The sequence below is a fragment of the Oceanobacillus sp. FSL K6-0127 genome (assembly GCF_037983385.1).
Lineage (GTDB): Bacteria > Bacillota > Bacilli > Bacillales > Amphibacillaceae > Oceanobacillus > Oceanobacillus profundus.
Genome location: NZ_CP150287.1, coordinates 2,604,541 through 2,622,752 on the forward strand (window position 1 = coordinate 2,604,541; position 18,212 = coordinate 2,622,752).

16 protein-coding genes and 1 other annotated feature are annotated in these 18,212 nt (G+C 36.7%); of the genes, 14 read left to right on the forward strand and 2 right to left on the reverse strand.

The genetic code is table 11. The annotated features are described in order from the left end of the window. The first annotated feature begins 3 nt into the window (after positions 1-3). From MHH64_RS12860 to MHH64_RS12920, 13 genes are all read left to right on the forward strand, one after another. Complete coding sequence (locus MHH64_RS12860) at positions 4-672, forward strand: tetratricopeptide repeat protein (RefSeq protein ID WP_095307140.1); 669 nt, start codon at positions 4-6, stop codon at positions 670-672. Positions 673-852: 180 nt separating this feature from the next. Then, positions 853-3,171 (forward strand): ATP-dependent RecD-like DNA helicase, encoded by a 2,319-nt coding sequence (locus MHH64_RS12865; RefSeq protein WP_340001872.1) that lies wholly within the window; start codon positions 853-855, stop codon positions 3,169-3,171. Between the two features lie 66 nt (positions 3,172-3,237). Further along, a complete protein-coding gene (locus MHH64_RS12870) occupies positions 3,238-3,426 on the forward strand; it encodes a hypothetical protein (RefSeq protein ID WP_095307137.1) in 189 nt (62 codons plus the stop codon). A gap of 56 nt (positions 3,427-3,482) precedes the next feature. Further along, positions 3,483-4,550: an AI-2E family transporter gene (locus MHH64_RS12875; protein WP_095307136.1), complete on the forward strand. Its 1,068-nt coding sequence runs from the start codon at positions 3,483-3,485 to the stop codon at positions 4,548-4,550. 42 nt (positions 4,551-4,592) lie between these two features. Continuing rightward, positions 4,593-4,801 (forward strand) — a binding site (T-box leader). A gap of 209 nt (positions 4,802-5,010) precedes the next feature. Next, positions 5,011-7,656: an alanine--tRNA ligase gene (gene alaS, locus MHH64_RS12880; RefSeq protein WP_340001873.1), complete on the forward strand. Its 2,646-nt coding sequence runs from the start codon at positions 5,011-5,013 to the stop codon at positions 7,654-7,656. Positions 7,657-7,805: 149 nt separating this feature from the next. Next, positions 7,806-8,072: an IreB family regulatory phosphoprotein gene (locus tag MHH64_RS12885; RefSeq protein ID WP_095307133.1), complete on the forward strand. Its 267-nt coding sequence runs from the start codon at positions 7,806-7,808 to the stop codon at positions 8,070-8,072. A gap of 11 nt (positions 8,073-8,083) precedes the next feature. After that, positions 8,084-8,497, forward strand: coding sequence for a Holliday junction resolvase RuvX (gene ruvX, locus MHH64_RS12890; protein WP_095307132.1), 414 nt, complete (start codon positions 8,084-8,086; stop codon positions 8,495-8,497). A gap of 12 nt (positions 8,498-8,509) precedes the next feature. Next, positions 8,510-8,791 carry a DUF1292 domain-containing protein gene (locus tag MHH64_RS12895; RefSeq protein WP_095307131.1) on the forward strand — a complete coding sequence of 94 codons (282 nt, stop codon included), beginning with the start codon at positions 8,510-8,512 and terminating at the stop codon, positions 8,789-8,791. A 290-nt stretch (positions 8,792-9,081) separates the two neighbouring features. Further along, the gene (gene mltG / locus MHH64_RS12900) at positions 9,082-10,200 is read left to right on the forward strand and encodes an endolytic transglycosylase MltG (protein WP_340001874.1); all 1,119 of its coding nucleotides are present in this window, start codon (positions 9,082-9,084) and stop codon (positions 10,198-10,200) included. Between the two features lie 84 nt (positions 10,201-10,284). Beyond that, on the forward strand, positions 10,285-10,926 hold the full coding sequence (locus MHH64_RS12905; RefSeq protein ID WP_340001875.1) for an O-methyltransferase: 642 nt from the start codon (positions 10,285-10,287) through the stop codon (positions 10,924-10,926). A 16-nt stretch (positions 10,927-10,942) separates the two neighbouring features. After that, complete coding sequence (gene udk, locus MHH64_RS12910; protein ID WP_095307127.1) at positions 10,943-11,569, forward strand: uridine kinase; 627 nt, start codon at positions 10,943-10,945, stop codon at positions 11,567-11,569. 331 nt (positions 11,570-11,900) lie between these two features. Continuing rightward, the gene (gene greA, locus MHH64_RS12915; protein WP_095307126.1) at positions 11,901-12,377 is read left to right on the forward strand and encodes a transcription elongation factor GreA; all 477 of its coding nucleotides are present in this window, start codon (positions 11,901-11,903) and stop codon (positions 12,375-12,377) included. 261 nt (positions 12,378-12,638) lie between these two features. Continuing rightward, positions 12,639-13,937: an aminotransferase class V-fold PLP-dependent enzyme gene (locus tag MHH64_RS12920; RefSeq protein ID WP_095307125.1), complete on the forward strand. Its 1,299-nt coding sequence runs from the start codon at positions 12,639-12,641 to the stop codon at positions 13,935-13,937. 46 nt (positions 13,938-13,983) lie between these two features. Here the strand turns inward: MHH64_RS12920 and MHH64_RS12925 are convergent, their stop codons facing one another. Further along, positions 13,984-14,949, reverse strand: coding sequence for a LysR family transcriptional regulator (locus MHH64_RS12925; protein ID WP_340001876.1), 966 nt, complete (start codon positions 14,947-14,949; stop codon positions 13,984-13,986). Between the two features lie 248 nt (positions 14,950-15,197). Between MHH64_RS12925 and MHH64_RS12930 the strand changes: the two genes are divergently transcribed. Beyond that, the gene (locus tag MHH64_RS12930) at positions 15,198-16,412 is read left to right on the forward strand and encodes a pyridoxal phosphate-dependent aminotransferase (RefSeq protein WP_340001877.1); all 1,215 of its coding nucleotides are present in this window, start codon (positions 15,198-15,200) and stop codon (positions 16,410-16,412) included. 264 nt (positions 16,413-16,676) lie between these two features. Here the strand turns inward: MHH64_RS12930 and MHH64_RS12935 are convergent, their stop codons facing one another. Beyond that, positions 16,677-18,098, reverse strand: a complete 1,422-nt coding sequence (locus tag MHH64_RS12935; RefSeq protein WP_303447313.1) for a hypothetical protein — start codon at positions 18,096-18,098, stop codon at positions 16,677-16,679. Positions 18,099-18,212: the final 114 nt, after the last annotated feature.

Consider the following 18,212-nt stretch of genomic DNA (forward strand, 5'->3'; position numbering starts at 1 on the left):
ATCGTGGACAAGAATGCACAAGCAATACAATATATGAAAGAACAAAATTTTGAAGAAGCAGCAAAGTTATTCAATGAAGTGATTGAAAAGCATCCAAATGACGCAGTTGGTTATATAAATTTCGCCAATTTGTTAATGCAAGTGAATGAAAATGATCGCGCACTGCTTTTTTTAGAAAGGGCAGTTGAATTAGATCCATCGGCTGCTACTGCTTATTATGGATTAGGTAATCTATATTTTGAACAGTCTGCATTTCCAAAAGCGCAGGCCAATTTTCAAAAAGCAATTGAGTTAGGATTAGAAGAAAGTGATGTCTATTTCATGCTCGGTATAACTTTGCAAAGTCAAGAACAACCACGCCTAGCATTACCCTATTTATTAAGGGCAACGGAACTAAATCCGGATGATGAAGAAGTGCTTTTCCAATATGGGCTTTCGCTCGCACAAAGTGATAGTTTAGCTGATGCAGAGGCGATCTTTAAACGGGTACTTGAAATCAATCAGGCACATAGTGATGCCCATTACAATTTAGGCGTTATTTCATTGTTTAATGAAAAGGTGCAAGATGCATTGAAACATTTTGATGAAGCATTACGCATTCAACCAGACCATCTGCTTGCATTAAACGGTAAGCAAAACGTGGAGCAGTTTATAAACGAAAACAAGAAATAAAAGGTGTAGCTTCCAGTTTAGCGATTTACGAATAACTTCCTCATTTAGTGAGATTTGCTGTATCGACCGTCCCATCGAAGAAGATAGCGACCCAAAAAATTGTATGGTGTCGATGTTTGCATCATGGGACATGCGGTGAGGGGAGTCTGGAGCTGAAATAAGATAGTGGGGTTGTTTCAGATGGAACAGGATCAACAAACAATAGATGAACAAGGGTATATTAAAGGAGAAATATTGTATACCATTTTTCATAATGAAACAGAGCATTTTTCTATCATTAAGATCCGAGTTCAGGATACAAATGAAGATTTTAAAGAAAAAGAGATTGTTGCAAAAGGCTATTTTTCCAACCTCCAAGAGCAAACCCCCTATTTCTTTTATGGAACGTTTGAAAGACATGCCAGGTTTGGATTGCAGTATAAGGTTTCTTCCTATAAAACGATTGTACCAAATACAAAGGATGGTTTAGTAGCCTATTTATCAAGCGATCTCTTTTATGGTATCGGGAAAAAGACTGCGGAACGAATCGTTGAGCATTTAGGTGAAACAGCAATCACCCAAATTTTGAATGATGGAAGTATTTTGCAAGGTGTACCAGGACTTAAAAAGGAAACTGCTGAACGTTTAGCATCGAGTATACAGGAGAATCAAGGATTTGAACATGTTGCAGTTTATTTGGCCAACTATGGTGTTGGTTTAAAAATGGCACAGCGTATTTATAAAGAATATAAAGATGAAGCTATTGAAGTTTTAGAAGAAGATCCGTACCAGTATGTCTTCGCAATAGAAGGATTTGGTTTTCGGACAGCAGATGACATTGCAAGACAGAATGGATTATCGATGACACACCCAAATCGAATTGGAGCTGGGTGTATTTATATCCTGCAAAAATGTATTCAGGATGGTCATGTATATCTTCCTATAGAACTTTGTGTAGACCAAGTTGGAGAGCTACTTAGCATCCATTCCGAAGAGGTTCGTATTATTACTGAACAAATGGAAGAATTGAATAAAGAGAAGAAAGTTATCATGAAAGATACTAAGGTGTACCTACCTTCGCTTTATTATGCAGAAGATGGCTTTGCAGCGAATTTAAAACGGATTATGGAGAAGCCCATTAAAGATGAAACACCGCTAGCTGAAATGATGAAAATAACGGGTGATATTGAAGAATCGGAAGTACTTAGCTATGGGAAAGAACAGTTTTCTGCGATTAATCAGTCGTTGCATTCAAAAGTAATGATTCTAACCGGTGGACCTGGAACTGGAAAGACAACGGTTATTAAAGGGATTTTAAAAGCATATGCGACAATACATGATGTTTCACTTAATCCGAAAGATTATGATGATCCAGCTGAATTTCCATTCGTTTTAACTGCGCCAACAGGCAGAGCTGCAAAACGCTTGAATGAGTCGACTGGTCTTCCAGCACTGACCATTCATAGACTACTGGGTTGGAATGGGAGCAATGGGTTCAATAAGGATGAACAAGAACAGCTATCCGGAAAAATTCTAATTGTTGATGAGTTTTCCATGGTAGATATTTGGCTTGCGAACAGTTTATTTAAGGCAATTCCAGATGAAATGCAAGTATTGCTTGTTGGTGATGAAGACCAGCTTCCATCTGTTGGACCTGGACAAGTATTAACAGATTTATTAAATAGTAAATTACTACCGCTAGTTCGTCTGAATGAAGTATACCGCCAAAAAGAAGGATCGAAAATCATTCAGCTCGCACATGAAATAAAAAATAATCAACTGACAGTCCAATCGTTACAGAATGATAAAGATTTTAGTTTTATTGCATGTAATGAACATCAAATGCTTCAAGTAGTAACATCAATTTTCACAAAGGCTAAAGAGAAAGGACTTGATGTCAAGGAGATTCAAGTATTGGCTCCTATGTATCGAAGTCAGGCAGGGATCACGATGATTAATCAACAGTTACAGCAGTTGATTAATCCAAAAACAAAAACGAAGCGGGAAGTAAAGTACCATGATGTGGTTTACCGAGTTGGAGATAAAGTGATTCAGCTTGTCAATCAACCAGAGGATGGCGTATATAATGGCGATATTGGAGAAGTTGTTGCTATTTTTCGAGAGGAAGAGAATGTAGATAATGTAGAGCAGGTTGTGATTGCTTTTGATGATAAAGAAGTTGTTTATGAACGAAACAACTATATTAATTTTACACATGCTTATTGTATTTCGATTCATAAGTCACAAGGCAGTGAATTTCCAATTGTAATTCTTCCGGTTGTATCAACCTATTATCGAATGCTGCGAAAAAATTTATTGTACACAGCAATTACGAGAAGCAAAGAGTCTTTAATTATTTGTGGTGAACAACAGGCATTTTTAAAAGGGATTCAAACAATGGATACAAATAAACGCTATACGTCCTTGAAAGAGCAATTAAGTGGAAGAATGAAAGATTTGAAAATGGAAGAAGCCGAAGAAGTGGATGAGGAAGAAATCTCACCGTATGATTTCATGTAATGAAGGTATAAAAAATATACAAGCGGGCAAGTATAGTAGCGTAATACTCGAAAAGGAGTTAAAATCATGCTACGATGCCCGAACTGTAATGGAAAAGACATTGGAAAGATAGGAACACAGGATTATTATTGCTGGACTTGCTTTATTGAAATGACAGTGACAAGCAATGAATTAATGGTGCATCAAATCGAAGCTGATGGAAGCTTAAGCTCATTGGATGATTTGTTTACCAAAGAGGAAAGAAAATTACCATAAACACTCCCGGCTTAGGATAGCGAGATAATACAAAATGCCCCCGAGGAGTGTTTATCATGGTTGAGGACAAAAAGCGCTTTCGATTACTGTATTGGCTATTAATTGGGATTGTGTTATTTATATTTTCCTTTCTACTTGTAAAAACAATGCCATATTACGAAGCCTTTTTTTCATTTTTATGGAAGCTTTTCATTCCGTTTTTAATTGCAGCATTAATTGCATATTTGCTTCATCCATTAGTGGAAAAATTACATGAGTGGAATATCCATCGAGGTCTAGCGATCCTGTTAATCTATTTAATATTTTTTGGCGGGGTTGGTTATTTATTTTACAAAGGATATCCAGCTATTGTTCACCAGGTCCGTGATTTAAACGAAAATCTCCCTGAATTTATTCGCATGTATGAAAGCTGGATTTATCAAGTATACAGCTATACTTCGTTTTTACCTGAAACAGTACATGACAAAATTGATCAGCTGATAGCAACTTTAGAAACTTCCTTGGATAATTTACTTGGTAGGCTTGCCTTAGGCTTTACACGAATTTTCGACATGATTCTTATTATAACGGTTATACCAGTACTCGTTTTTTACTTCATCAAGGATTATGTGAAGATCGAATCTTTTTTTATGTGGTTTATTCCAAATAAATATAAGGATGAAGCGGCTGAATTATTGAGAGAAGTTGATAAAGGACTTGGAGGCTATATTCGAGGACAGCTGATCGTCAGTTTATTTGTTAGTATTGCATGTCTAATCATTTTTAAATTGCTTGATGTTAATTACGCGCTGCTATTAGCGATTGTAATGGGAGTTACAAATATTATTCCGTATTTCGGACCAATCATTGGTGCAATCCCTGTGGTGATGATTTCCTATACAATAGGGGGGAACACTGTAATATTTGTGATTATTGCTATTTTTGTCATTCAAGTAATCGAAGGGAACCTTTTATCTCCGTATATTATGGGGAAAACGGTTAAAATTCATCCTGTAGCAATCATCTTTGTTTTATTATTAGGTGGTCAATTATTTGGGGTCTGGGGTATGATATTGGCTGTCCCTGCATTAACGATTTTAAAAGTGATTGCCATACAGTTTGTTTCTCTACGGTCTAATCATTGACAATGCAACAAAAGTTTTTTATAATTACGCTATCATAATAAATGAAACGCGAAGAAGGCACAAAGTACATGAGCAGCTAGTTTAAAGAGAGGGGTTTCCTTGGTTGAAAGAAATCCTAAACATAGCCTCATGGAAAGCTAAGCTGGAGTACGGCTAATCCCCGTCGGTCTCATACCGTTACCATGTTTAAGTGATGAATGATTTTATCATTCATAATTAGGGTGGTACCGCGAACAAATCTCGTCCCTGCATTCAATGCAGAGAGGGGATTTTTTAATTTTATCACGCATTAACGAGCTGTAATCCCCCCATTTTTAAGTGTGAGGGAACCCGAATCGCGTGAAGGTTGGGGGAAACAGCCTGTAAATTCCTAATTTTGTTCAACTAACATTCAGTGGAGGAAGAACGAAAACCCCACTGAATGAAGTTTCGCTTTATAAAACGTTTGGAGGAATGATTCATGAAACAATTAAGCTCAGCAGAAATAAGACAACTCTTTATTGACTTTTTCAAAGAGAAAGGACATCAGGTAGAACCAAGTGCTTCTCTAGTTCCTGTCGAAGACCCAACATTATTATGGATTAACAGTGGGGTTGCAACATTGAAGAAATATTTCGACGGTCGAGTAATTCCGGAAAACCCGCGTATTGTGAATGCACAGAAGTCCATTCGCACAAATGATATTGAAAATGTTGGCTTCACGGCAAGACACCATACATTTTTTGAAATGCTAGGGAATTTCTCCATTGGTGATTATTTTAAAAAAGAAGCAATAACTTGGGCCTGGGAGTTTTTGACGGATGAGAAATGGATCGGTTTTGATAAAGAATTACTATCTGTTACCGTACATCCAGAGGATGATGAAGCATATGACATTTGGCTGAATGAAATTGGAATTCCAAAAGAGAGAATTATTCGCTTAGAGGAAAACTTCTGGGATATTGGTGAAGGACCAAGTGGACCAAATACGGAGATCTTCTATGACCGTGGTGAAGCATATGGAAATGATCCCAATGATTCAGAGCTTTATCCAGGTGGAGAGAATAGCCGTTATTTGGAAGTGTGGAATCTTGTATTTTCCCAGTTCAATCATAATCCAGATGACACGTACACACCGTTGCCAAAGAAAAATATTGATACTGGAATGGGCCTTGAGCGATTGACATCGATCATTCAGCAGGTACCAACGAATTTTGATACGGATTTATTTATGCCAATTATCCGTAAAACGGAAGCTATTGCAAATACTACCTATGGAAATAGTGATGAGGGTGATACGGCATTTAAGGTCATTGCTGATCATATCCGCACGGTAAGCTTTGCAATAGGTGATGGTGCGGTTCCATCAAATGAAGGCAGAGGCTATGTACTACGAAGACTCATACGACGAGCAGTTCGATTTGCAAAAGAAATTGGAATTGAGAAATCATTTATGTATGAATTAGTCGATACCGTTGGTGAAATAATGAAAGACTTCTACCCAGAAGTTTTACGTCAGCGTGAATTTATTCAAAATATTATCAAGGTGGAAGAGGAGCGTTTCCATGAAACGCTAAATGATGGATTGCATATACTATCATCCATTATGGATCGAGAAAAAGCTGCAGGAAATACGATGTTTCCTGGTGAGGAAGTATTCCGACTTTATGATACGTACGGTTTCCCGAAAGAGCTTACTGAAGAATATGTAGAACAACAAGGTTTCACTATTGATCAGGAAGGTTACGAACAGGAAATGGAAAAGCAACGTGAGCGTGCTAGAAATGCAAGACAAAAGGTAGATTCCATGCAAGTTCAAGATACAGTTTTAAGTGAAATCAAGATTGAAAGTGAATTTGTCGGCTATGATCAGCTTGAAGTGGATACAACGATAGCATCCATTATTGGTGGAAAAGAAGTTGTAAACACCATGAAAAAAGGTGATGAAGTTTTATTATTTTTAGATCGGACTCCTTTTTATGCTGAAAGTGGTGGGCAGGTTGCAGACCATGGTTGGATATACACAGAAAATGCATCTGCGTATGTACTGGATGTACAGAAGTCACCAAAAGGCCAGCATATTCATCGTGTTGAAATTAAAGAAGGTGAATTTCATGCAGGTGAGAGCGTAAAAGCAATGGTGGATGAGCGCTTCCGTACAGCAGTCATCAAAAACCACACGGCAACACATTTGCTCCATCAGGCGTTGAAGGACGTTTTAGGCACACATGTAAACCAAGCGGGTTCATTAGTGACACCAGAGCGATTACGCTTTGATTTTTCCCATTTTAATCCTGTAACGAAGGATGAACTGAAACAGATTGAACACATTGTTAATGAAAAAGTGTGGGAATCAATTTTCTTGTTTATAGATAATAAGAAACTGGATGAAGCAAAAGAGATGGGTGCAATGGCTTTATTCGGTGAAAAATATGGCGATGTTGTAAGAGTTGTTCAAATTGGTGATTACAGTCTAGAGTTATGTGGTGGTTGCCATGTGACGAACACTTCTGAAATTGGCTTATTCAAAATTGTATCAGAAAGCGGTATTGGGGCTGGTACAAGAAGAATTGAAGCTGTTACAAGTAAACATGCATATGAATACCTCAATGATAAATTAGAAGTATTTAGCAGATCTGCAAAGCTTGCTAAATCAAAAGAAGAACAGCTTCCAGAACGAATCGAAGGATTGCATCAAGAAATTAAAGGATTACAAAAAGAGAATGAGTCCTTAAGTGCGAAATTATCCAATTTAGAAGCTTCATCTATCTTAGATAAGGTAGAATCCATTCAGGATATAAGCCTTCTAGCTCAAAAGGTAAACGTGAAAGATATGAATCAATTACGTAAGATGCTCGACGAATTGAAGCAAAAGTTAGATTCTGGTGTCATTTTACTTGCGGCTGAAAATGATGGAAAGGTTCAATTAGCTGCAGGTGTGTCAAAAGATTTGATTGAGCAAGGCTTACATGCTGGGAACCTAATCAAACAAACTGCAACCATTTGCGGCGGTGGTGGCGGTGGACGCCCAGATATGGCACAAGCAGGTGGTAAAAATCCAGCAAAAATTGCAGAAGCACTAGAAGCAGCTAAACATTATATAATTGAAAATATTAAGCAGGCTTAAGCAACATTTTTGGACTGAAGTTCTAACGAAAAGTAGGGACAGTTTGTATCCTTCTTTGGAAAAAGATATAATAATTTGTATAAACATGTTAGAATATGAATTAGAAGCGATTGTATTATAACAAGGCAAACTTGGAACGAGGTGTCACGATGAGTTCAATAGATAAGACAATGAAATTTAATTTCTCAGAGGAACCATTCGACCAGGATATAAAAGATATTCTTCTGACGGTACATGAGTCTCTGCAAGAAAAGGGATATAATCCGATCAATCAGATAGTAGGTTATTTATTGTCGGGCGATCCAGCGTATATTCCAAGATACAATGATGCCAGAAATTTAATTCGCAAAGTTGAACGAGATGAAGTTATTGAAGAATTGGTTAAGTTTTATTTGGAACAGCATAAAGATAAGTAAAGGATAAGCAGATGAAAATTGTAGGATTAGATGTAGGTTCAAAAACGATAGGTGTAGCAGTGAGTGACGCTTTTGGTTGGACAGCACAGGGTGTAACAACGATAAAATGGGATGAAGCCGATATTCATTCAGCGGATGCTGAACTAAAATCAATTATAGAAACGCATGAAATCGGAAAAGCTATCGTTGGATTACCGAAGAATATGAATGGTACAATTGGCGAACGTGGTGAAGCATCAAAAAGATACGCACGTCATTTGGAAGAAGTACATGGTATACCAACCGAGTTGTGGGACGAACGGCTTTCAACCATCGCAGCAGAACGCGTACTTTTGGAAGCAGATATGAGTAGGAAAAAAAGAAAAAAGATAATTGATAAAATGGCAGCAGTGATGATACTGCAAGGCTATCTTGATCAAAAATAAAGGAGTGATAGTATGGGATTAGAAGAAAAGGAAAGAATTATTATACCAGATGAAAATGGTGAAGAGCATCTATTTGAAGTATTATTTACATTTGATGTAGATGAAACAGGACAAACATATATTGCAGTTGTTCCTGCTGAACAAGCAGATGATGAGGAAGTAGAAGTATATGCATTCCGATATGAGGAAACAGACGACTCCGACTTATCACTCTTCCCGATTGAATCAGATGAAGAATGGGACATCGTTGAAGAAATGCTAAACACATTAGCAGAGGAAGAAGATGAATCGTAAGTATTAATTTCATAAAAACGGAGCTGATGTCATTTTTGACATCAGCTTTTGCTTGATTGATGAAAGGTTTAAGACGTGCTATCTATATCAAAACGTTTATTTCAGAAAGGTAGGTCTTATCCAAACCAAATCATTAAAAAAGTGGAAGGATAAAAATCCGCTAAACCTTTTAAACTGTAAATCAACCTATTATTGCTATAGAACCGCATGTGCCTTTGTTGAATTCCACTATATTATGGATAAAAATATCATTTTTTAGTATAATATAGCGGATGAAAGGGGGATATTGGATGTCCAAAAAGAAAGGGTCAGGCAGTTTTAAGGACAACCTTATTACCAGAAGCCAAGAGGCAAGTACTGTAAGAAAGATTGTATTGATTATACTTGTTGCTTTGTTCCTGATATTAGCCATTGGTGCAATTTCAGGCTATTTATACGTGAAATCGGCTCTGGAGCCTGTAGATGCAGAAAGTGAAGAAGAAATTACAGTAGAAATACCAATCGGTTCTTCAAGCTCAAATATTGCTGCAATTTTAGAGGAAAACGGAATTATTAAAGATGGAAGAGTTTTTCGGTTCTATGTAAAATTTAATAATGAGTCTGATTTTCAAGCGGGTGAATATACCTTTACACCTGCCATGACATTTGATGAAATTATAGAGTCACTGAAAAATGGACGCGTAATACTGGATGCGGTCCATACTGTGACCATTCCTGAAGGATTAACAATTGATCAAATTGCTGAAATATATAGTGAGCGATTTGACTTTACAAAAGAGGAATTTCTCGAAACCGTTAATGATCGAGCTTATGTTAAAGAATTGATGGAACGATACCCAAATCTTTTATCAGAAGAAATACTCGATCCCGATATTCGAACACCATTAGAAGGCTATTTATTTGCTTCGACTTATGATTATTACGTCGAATCCCCAAGCATTGAATCAATCGTTGAGGGAATGCTTGATCAAACACAAAACGTAGTATCTAAATATATGCCAGCTATTGAGGAACTAGATTTTAATGTACACGAAGCACTTACATTTGCTTCACTCGTTGAAAGAGAAACGGCAAGCGAGGAACAAAGACAACAGATTTCAGGAGTGTTTTATAATCGCTTGGAAGCGGAGATGCCACTTCAGACAGACCCTACTGTTCTATACGCTTTAGAGGAGCATAATGAGGTTGTTACGTATGAGGATTTGGAAATAGATTCCCCGTACAACACATATAAAGTCACTGCATTGCCAATTGGCCCAATTGCCAATTTTGCGGAAAGCTCTTTAAACGCCGTAGTTGAACCAGCAGATACGGATTATATGTATTTCCTGCATGACAAAAAAGGGGAAATATATTATGCTGAAACGTACGAGGAGCATTTACAAAACAGGGATGAATATATGAAATAATTATCTGGGAATGTGAAATATCTATTTCACATTTCCCGTTTTTATAAGTATAAAAGGTACTATAACGAGCAAAGAGGTAAAAGAATGAACGAAGAAATAACTAAATATTTAACAGCTCTATTACCAGATCAAGAAGATTGGATAACTAAACTCGAATCGGAAGCCAAAGCTGATCAGGTGCCGATTATGGATAGGTCAGGCATGAACTTTGTAGCACAGCTCGTGCGATTAACACGTCCCGGGCAAATATTAGAAATAGGAACAGCGATTGGATATTCTGCTTTACGAATGCAAGCAGCGAGTTCGAATGCTTTCATTATAACAATTGAAAAAGACGAACAACGCTATCTTCAAGCAGTAAAAAACATTGAAGCATTAGGTAAACAAGAGCACATCGAGGTAATACAAGGGGATGCTCTAGACATACTTGTAGAACTAGCTGAACATGGAAAACGGTTTGACTTGATTTTTATTGATGCGGCAAAAGGTCAATATGAGCGTTTCTTTGAACTTGCTAACCCAATGTTAAATCCAAATGGCATTATCATTTCGGATAACGTGTTATTCCGAGGATACGTCGCGAACCCTCTTGATGTTCCGAAGCGTTATCAGAAGATGGTAGATAAAATAAGAAATTACAATGAGATGCTAACGAATCATCCCGACTTCAAAACAACGATTTTGCCAATAGGAGATGGAGTAGCAGTAAGTTATAAAATGAAATAAGGAGAGGTGCTTTTTCGTGCGGGACAAGCCAGTAGTTATCGGTGTAGCCGGTGGAAGTGGCAGTGGTAAAACATCTGTAACACGCTCCATCTGTCAACGCTTTACAGATAAAACCATTCTTGTTGTAGAACAAGATTATTATTATAAAGATCAAAGTCATCTTCCATTGGAGGAAAGGTTAAACACGAATTATGACCATCCATTAGCGTTTGATAATGATTTGCTAATTGACCATTTACGTGATTTAATGAATCATAAACCTATCGAAAAGCCTGTTTATGATTATAAAATTCATACACGATCAGATGAAGTAATACATGTAAAACCGAAAGAAGTAATTATTGTTGAAGGAATTTTAATACTTGAAGATCCACGGCTAGTTGATTTAATGGATATTAAAGTATTTGTTGATACAGATGCCGATCTTCGTATTATTCGCAGGTTATTAAGGGATATTAAGGAAAGAGGTCGCTCATTAGATTCCGTTATTGACCAGTATATTAATAGTGTACGACCTGCTCATTTACAATTTATCGAGCCTTCGAAGCGATATGCAGATATTATAATTCCTGAAGGTGGACAAAACCATGTAGCGATTGATATAATGGCTTCTAAAATCGAAACAATCTTAGCAAAAAAATAAAGTGTAGGTTCAAAAAGAAGGATGGAAAGGACCGAGCAGTTCGAGGCGGCGTAGCTTGGAGCGTGCGATTTTACACGCAGGAAAAGTAAGCCAACGAGCTTCTATAGCATGTGGTGACTTCGACGTTGACACAGGACGTGTCGGAAGTTAGTTGAAGGTCATCTGTTCTCGAAGTGTCATTTTCACCGGACTTTTTGAACGACCACTAAAACAAAAAGATTGAAAAACGGTTACAAATCTGCCATAGTAATCTTTAGTATATTTTTTTTATCGTCAGCATAAGCTTTAACGCTTATTTTTATTTGTATAGTGAAAAGAAGGAGTGTTTTGAATGGTTGTAGAGAAAAGTTATTATATGACACAAGAGGGGAAAGAAAAATTAGAGAAGGAATTACATTATTTGAAAACAGATCGACGTCAAGAGGTTGTGGAACGAATTAAAGTTGCACGAGACTTTGGCGATCTATCTGAGAACTCCGAGTATGATGCGGCAAAAGATGACCAAGCATTTGTTGAACAACGTATTACACAAGTGGAAAAAATGATTCGCAATGCAGTCATCATTGAAAATGATAATGATAATCCAGATGTTGTTTCTTTAGGTAAAACCGTAACTTTCATGGAATTACCTGATGGAGATGAAGAAACCTATACAATCGTTGGAAGTGCGGAAGCGGATCCATTTGAAGGAAAAATTTCCAATGATTCTCCAATGGCAAAAAGCTTATTAGGTCATGAAATTGGGACAGAGGTAGCAGTGGCAACCCCTGGTGGCGATATTCAAGTTAAAATTACGAAAGTGGAGTAGTAATTTATAAATCAATCTTACAATGAGTAGTGGATACTATGTTTAAATGGACATGGTAGCCACTATTTTTTATAGGTATACCCAACTTTTTATTCCCCGTAACAACATATTATGTATTTTTAATCCTAACACATTCGATCTTTATTAGATAATCATAGAGAAAAATGTATATCATTATAAACTTTTTCGTATTGGAGTTACCAATTTAGAAGTATTACTATTATTGTAAGACCTATTAGAAAATAATGGAGGTGCTACTAATTGGTTAAGCTGACGACTGAAACATTGTTTAGTAATGATTTACTAAGTCAAATCAGAGATAAGTTTGCATTTGTTGATATTGATCCCCATACACAGAAGAAGCGACTGTTTCTTGACAACGCAGGAGGATCCTTTCGACTGAAAAGCGCCAATGAAAAATTTGCGCAGTTCGATTTGATTCCAGATCATCCCGGACGTGACCATGAAACAGCAAAATTTTTATTTGAAATTGAACAACAAGGAATAAATGATACACGAACAATATTTAATGCGAAAGAAGGGAGCATTGCAACTTACCTAACTGCTTCCCAGGCTATGTTTGAAATTACTGGTGTGATTGCTGAGAATATTGAGGGATCAAATATTGTTACTACCGCATTAGAGCATCCATCTGCATTTGATGCTGCCAAGTTTTATGCAAATAAGTTAGGAAAGGAATTTCGTGTTGCTAACACTAACCCTGTAACAGGAGGAGTGGATGTAGATGAAATAACGAAACTTATTGACAGCGACACTTGTTTTTTGAGTGTTATTTATGCATCGAATATTTCAGGCGCCATTTTAGATATTGAGACAATTGTAAAAGAAGCAAGAAGAATAAAACCAGATTTATATATTATTATTGATGCTGTGCAGCATGCCCCACATGGTTTAATTGATATCGAAAAAACCCCTGTAGATGCGATGAATATAGCACCGTATAAATTTTTCGGAGTGAGGGGAAGCGGGATTGCTTATCTTTCTGAAAGAGCTGCAAAACTTCCACATCACCGCCTGTTTGGAAAGGATAACAGTGATTTACAACTTGGCAGTTCAACACCTGGACATTTTGCTTCCATCAGTGAGGTTGTAAATTATGTTTGCTGGATAGGAAGTAAATTTTCCGATGAGCATGATAGAAGAAAAATGTTTGTAGAAGGAATGAATCGGATTGCTTTACATGAACGATCTCTTCTTGAAGTTATGCTGGATGGAACAGATAAAGCAAAAGGGTTAAGAAATATCCCGGGCATCACCGTCTATCTTGACTATGAAGATTTGTCCAAAAGGGATTTTATCGTTGCTATTCGTATAGAGTCTTTTGACTATCATGAAGCGGTTAATCAATATGGAGCTGAAAACATTATTGTTTATGATCGTGTAGCATCAAGCATTTATTCCAAAAGAATGTTGCAATCATTTGGAATGGAAGGTGCAATTAGGATATCGCCTTTACACTGTAACACTGTAGAGGAAATTGAAGAATTCCTAGAAGTTACACAAAAAATCGTTGAAAGAAATATAAAAAGTATCATATGAAAGAGAAATAGAACAAATTTTTGAACGCTCATCTTGGAGTGAGCGTTTATTCTGATTTAAAGGAAGACAAACTCCTCTTATTTAAAAATGAAATAAAATCCATACCGGCTTTTGAAAGTGGTTGGGGCTTTTTATAATACAACATAATATTTTGATAAGCGTTTATATCATTAATTTTATAGAAAAATAATTTATCGGTTGCCTCTACGTAATGGGTAACTCCAGCACGTACAAAAGCAATCCCTTTTCCATTACAAGCAATATAATAGGAAGTAAGCATCTGATCTAGATACATGGTTACACTGGGTGTGAAACCTGCCTTTTTACACATCTTCAAACTTCTCTGGTACATATCGTTTCCCTTTTTTAGCAATAGGAAATTTTCTTTTTCAAATGCTTTTAGATTGACTTTCGGATATTTCTCACTCAAATATTGCCCATTTACAACATCTTTGAAAGTTAGACGATATTTTTCCAAGACATTGTTTATTTTATAATAGGAAGGAACAGCAAGTATAATATTTTCTCTTTCCCAAGCATAAGAATCGAATACTTTAGGATCTCCTTTCATTTCAACATCTATCACAATATCAACAGTGCCTGAACGCAGATCCTTCATTAAATCATCTGCATTAGCTTCGAGGAGATGCACCATATAATCTGGATATTTAAGTTTAAATTCCTGAACGACTGTTGGTAAAATATAAGTGCAGAAGAAGGAAGCTCCCCCAACATTGATAGACGTCTGTTTATGATCCGCTAAGCTATTAAAATAGGATCGCATTTCTTTTTCTAGATGCATGATGTACTCGATTGATTCAATATAATATATTCCTGCTGGTGTTAGTTGGATTGGATTACTACTCCTATCAAAAATAGGAAGACCAATTTCTGCCTCTACCTTCTTAATTGTCGCACTAAGTGCTGGCTGTGAAATATAAAGCTTTTCTGCTGCTTTTGAGAAACTTCTATTCAAATATACTTCATATACATAATCCATATTTTTGAGCATTAGAGTCCTGGAATCCCCTTTACTAAAGACGTACTTTAAAAATTTCCCTTTTATACTATTTTTAAAAAGAAGTATGTACATTCACTTTTTATGTACCATTTTATTTGGCATATAGAGAAAAGGATATATCATTATAAATGTTTTCGTATTGGAGTTGTAATCCTTAAAGAGCTACTATTATAACTATAGAGAATAATCAAGGATTATGCAAAGTGGTAAGGAATGACAAAGAGAGGGAGGGAATACGTATGAGCTTATTAGAAGAAAAGTTTTTAAAACTAGGTGCTGAATATGCGCCAGGACAAGAAGTACGACAGAATACCGTTGAGGTTGATATTCACAAGAAGAGAATGCTTGGGTCATCTGTTGATTTTTCACATGGTGATGTTGATGCTTTCGAGCCAATACCAGGATCATTGGACATTTTTATTGAAGGTGTAAATTCTGGTGGGAAACAGGCCTACACGGAGTATCGTGGAAGTAAAAATATCCGTGAGGATGCAGCAGAAAAGCTTTCGATTTTTGCGGGTACAACGATTAATGCAGAGCAGAATCTTATTATTACGCCAGGCACGCAAGGTGCACTTTTTCTAGCTATGGGAGCTTCTATTTCAAGAGGGGATAAAGTTGCAATTGTAGAACCAGACTATTTTGCTAACCGAAAACTAGTCGAATTTTTTGATGGTGAGGTTGTCCCTGTCCATATGGACTATTTCGATAATGACAATTCAGCAGGTTTGAACTTAACGCAGTTAGAGGATGCTTTCCGAGCTGGTGTTAGACTCTTTTTATTCTCTAATCCTAATAATCCTACAGGCGTCATTTATTCACAGGAAGAAATTTATGAGATTGCAGAACTGGCTCAAAACTATGGGGTAACAGTTATCGTTGATGAGCTGTATTCCCGTCAAATTTTTGATGGACGTGCGTATACACATCTTTGTGCACAGAATATCTTAAATCCCGAAAATATAATCACGATTATGGGTCCATCAAAAACTGAGTCGTTAAGTGGGTATAGGCTTGGAGTAGCATTTGGGTCTGCCAAAATCATCGATCGTATGGAGAAACTACAGGCTATCGTGTCCCTGCGTGCTGGCGGCTATAACCAAGCCGTATTGAAATCTTGGTTTTCTGAACCGAAAGGATGGATGGAAAAAAGGATTGCACAACACCAAGCAATTCGGGATGATTTGGTTAAAAAGTTCTGGAATGCGCAAGGCTTTAAGGTAAGAGCTACAGAGGCAGGGAGTTATCTATTTCCACAGTTCCCCGAATTAACTATTTCTATATATGATTTCGTGAAGGTACTTCGCGTTCAAGCAGCTGTTACAGTAACCCCGGGTACTGAATTTGGACCAAAGTTTAAAGATAGCTTTCGCATAAATTTCTCACAAAATCATCAGGTCGCAACTGATGCAATTGACCGTATTATTCAAGTAGTAGAGGAGTACCGTAAATGACTACCTCAGAAAAGAGAAACAATCCTATTCCACAGGGAACTATGTTCTGACAACACGATGAAGAAAAAAATGGTGTGTTGACTCAACGTGGGGAAGTGGGCATATTGAAGTCGATATGCTTTTCATAAAGATAAAAATGAATTGGGAAGTTTATAAAACATTATTATCCGGCATTTTTAGTTTAAATGCCAATTCAGCAGGAATAAAAGAAGAGGTGACAGATGTATATTTGGAACGTACATCTGTCACCCTTATTAAAATCATTTACTCCGCAATCTCAAATTCCTCAGCTTCAGAATCAACAATAATGAAGTATTCATTTACATTGGAATCAAGCTTCCATTCTCCTGCATTTTCGTCATAAATGACTGTTAGTTTTCTCGATCTCGTGTACTGATCCTCATCCCTATCCCGTAATAGCCATCCTAGGTTACTGTTTGGTTCATGAAACACATGGTGTACATAAAATTCAAGCGTATAAGCATCCTTGTTTTCGTCAAATTTCGGATCACTTACTTTTGATAGATCATAAGTAGTGTGAACTAGCTTTCCGGTATAATCTGGATCTTCCTTCTCGACGTCAGTAATTTGATCTTCTAATTTTTCTTTGAAATTCTCAGTAATACCATCTTTTAGTAGTGATGCATCTCTTTCAGAAAGTGCTATTTGATACTGTGCGATCGTTTCATTCAATTGTTCCATTAACGCATGGAGGGCTTCGTCATTTAGTGCATGTAGTTTGTTAAAATTCACGTGGTCACTATCAATTGTTATCTCTTCACTCTTTACAACTCCCCATGGATAATCTTTTCTAATATCCAAGGAAACAGAATTGTCATTTGGAAAGGTACCAATTGATTGTTCGCCTTCCGAAATCGTTATGTCAGTTTCTTTATCGTTAATATATAACGTAAAATCGTCCTCAAGTGCATGGACAGTAATCGGTGCAAGCGGAAGTTCAAATTCATGGAACCCTGCTTGCTGACGATTATTAAAAAGTTCAAGATCATCATGTTGCTCTGCCGTTACATATGTATTATCAAATAAAGCTTGCACAGAATAGACTCCAGGCATAAATGGACCGAAGCTTTCTTCAAAAGTTTCCTCTGTTGTAGTAGCAACCTCTTCTTCATTTATGGATAATGTAATGTTTTCATTTTCTGCTGCTAGGGTAATCATAGCAGGGATAACTTCAAACTTGTAATCGTCAAATAATGCCCAGGCCTTCCCATCATGGATAAGATTTAAAGTCGCATAAACATCATCCATGTATGCAGTGCCATTATTTCCATCGGTTTGGTTGATAAATTCTGCTTGACTATGAAACTTGGAAATAAGCTCATCTAGTGATTCGGGATTAGAATTAAGATAATTGATAAATGCACTTGTATTCTCATCGGTTATTTCAAATGATTCAACAGCTGGAACGAGTAAGGACTTAAGTTTTGCTGTATCTTCGTTAGCAACTGCATCTTCGAAAGCAGATATGCTTTGTTCTGTACCAAAAGACTTGTTTCCAACTACATATAAACTGATAACTGCAATGAATAATACTCCTACAATAGCTCCTATGACTAGAAATATTTTCTTATTTCTCGGTGCTTTTTGTTCTGAAACGTTAGACCCGCATTCCGGACAAAATTTCTTTACGCCAGAAAGATTGTGGCCACAATTCGGACACTTCATAAAAATAGTTCCTCCCTTTAATCTATGTAAGTATTTTCATATTATCATAAGACGAACGAAATAGGATGCTACTTATAGACTGTTTATTTCAATAGAAATTAGTATATTTAATAT

What these genes read in the sequence shown, in the direction of transcription:
- MHH64_RS12935 (WP_303447313.1), bottom strand. Translation starts at nt 18,098, where the DNA reads ATGAAGTGTCCGAATTGTGGCCACAATCTTTCTGGCGTAAAGAAATTT.
- MHH64_RS12875 (WP_095307136.1), top strand. Translation starts at nt 3,483, where the DNA reads ATGGTTGAGGACAAAAAGCGCTTTCGATTACTGTATTGGCTATTAATT.
- MHH64_RS12885 (WP_095307133.1), top strand. Translation starts at nt 7,806, where the DNA reads ATGAGTTCAATAGATAAGACAATGAAATTTAATTTCTCAGAGGAACCA.
- MHH64_RS12905 (WP_340001875.1), top strand. Translation starts at nt 10,285, where the DNA reads ATGAACGAAGAAATAACTAAATATTTAACAGCTCTATTACCAGATCAA.
- ruvX (WP_095307132.1), top strand. Translation starts at nt 8,084, where the DNA reads ATGAAAATTGTAGGATTAGATGTAGGTTCAAAAACGATAGGTGTAGCA.
- MHH64_RS12930 (WP_340001877.1), top strand. Translation starts at nt 15,198, where the DNA reads ATGAGCTTATTAGAAGAAAAGTTTTTAAAACTAGGTGCTGAATATGCG.
- mltG (WP_340001874.1), top strand. Translation starts at nt 9,082, where the DNA reads ATGTCCAAAAAGAAAGGGTCAGGCAGTTTTAAGGACAACCTTATTACC.
- alaS (WP_340001873.1), top strand. Translation starts at nt 5,011, where the DNA reads ATGAAACAATTAAGCTCAGCAGAAATAAGACAACTCTTTATTGACTTT.
- greA (WP_095307126.1), top strand. Translation starts at nt 11,901, where the DNA reads ATGGTTGTAGAGAAAAGTTATTATATGACACAAGAGGGGAAAGAAAAA.
- MHH64_RS12925 (WP_340001876.1), bottom strand. Translation starts at nt 14,949, where the DNA reads ATGCTCAAAAATATGGATTATGTATATGAAGTATATTTGAATAGAAGT.
- MHH64_RS12865 (WP_340001872.1), top strand. Translation starts at nt 853, where the DNA reads ATGGAACAGGATCAACAAACAATAGATGAACAAGGGTATATTAAAGGA.
- MHH64_RS12895 (WP_095307131.1), top strand. Translation starts at nt 8,510, where the DNA reads ATGGGATTAGAAGAAAAGGAAAGAATTATTATACCAGATGAAAATGGT.
- MHH64_RS12870 (WP_095307137.1), top strand. Translation starts at nt 3,238, where the DNA reads ATGCTACGATGCCCGAACTGTAATGGAAAAGACATTGGAAAGATAGGA.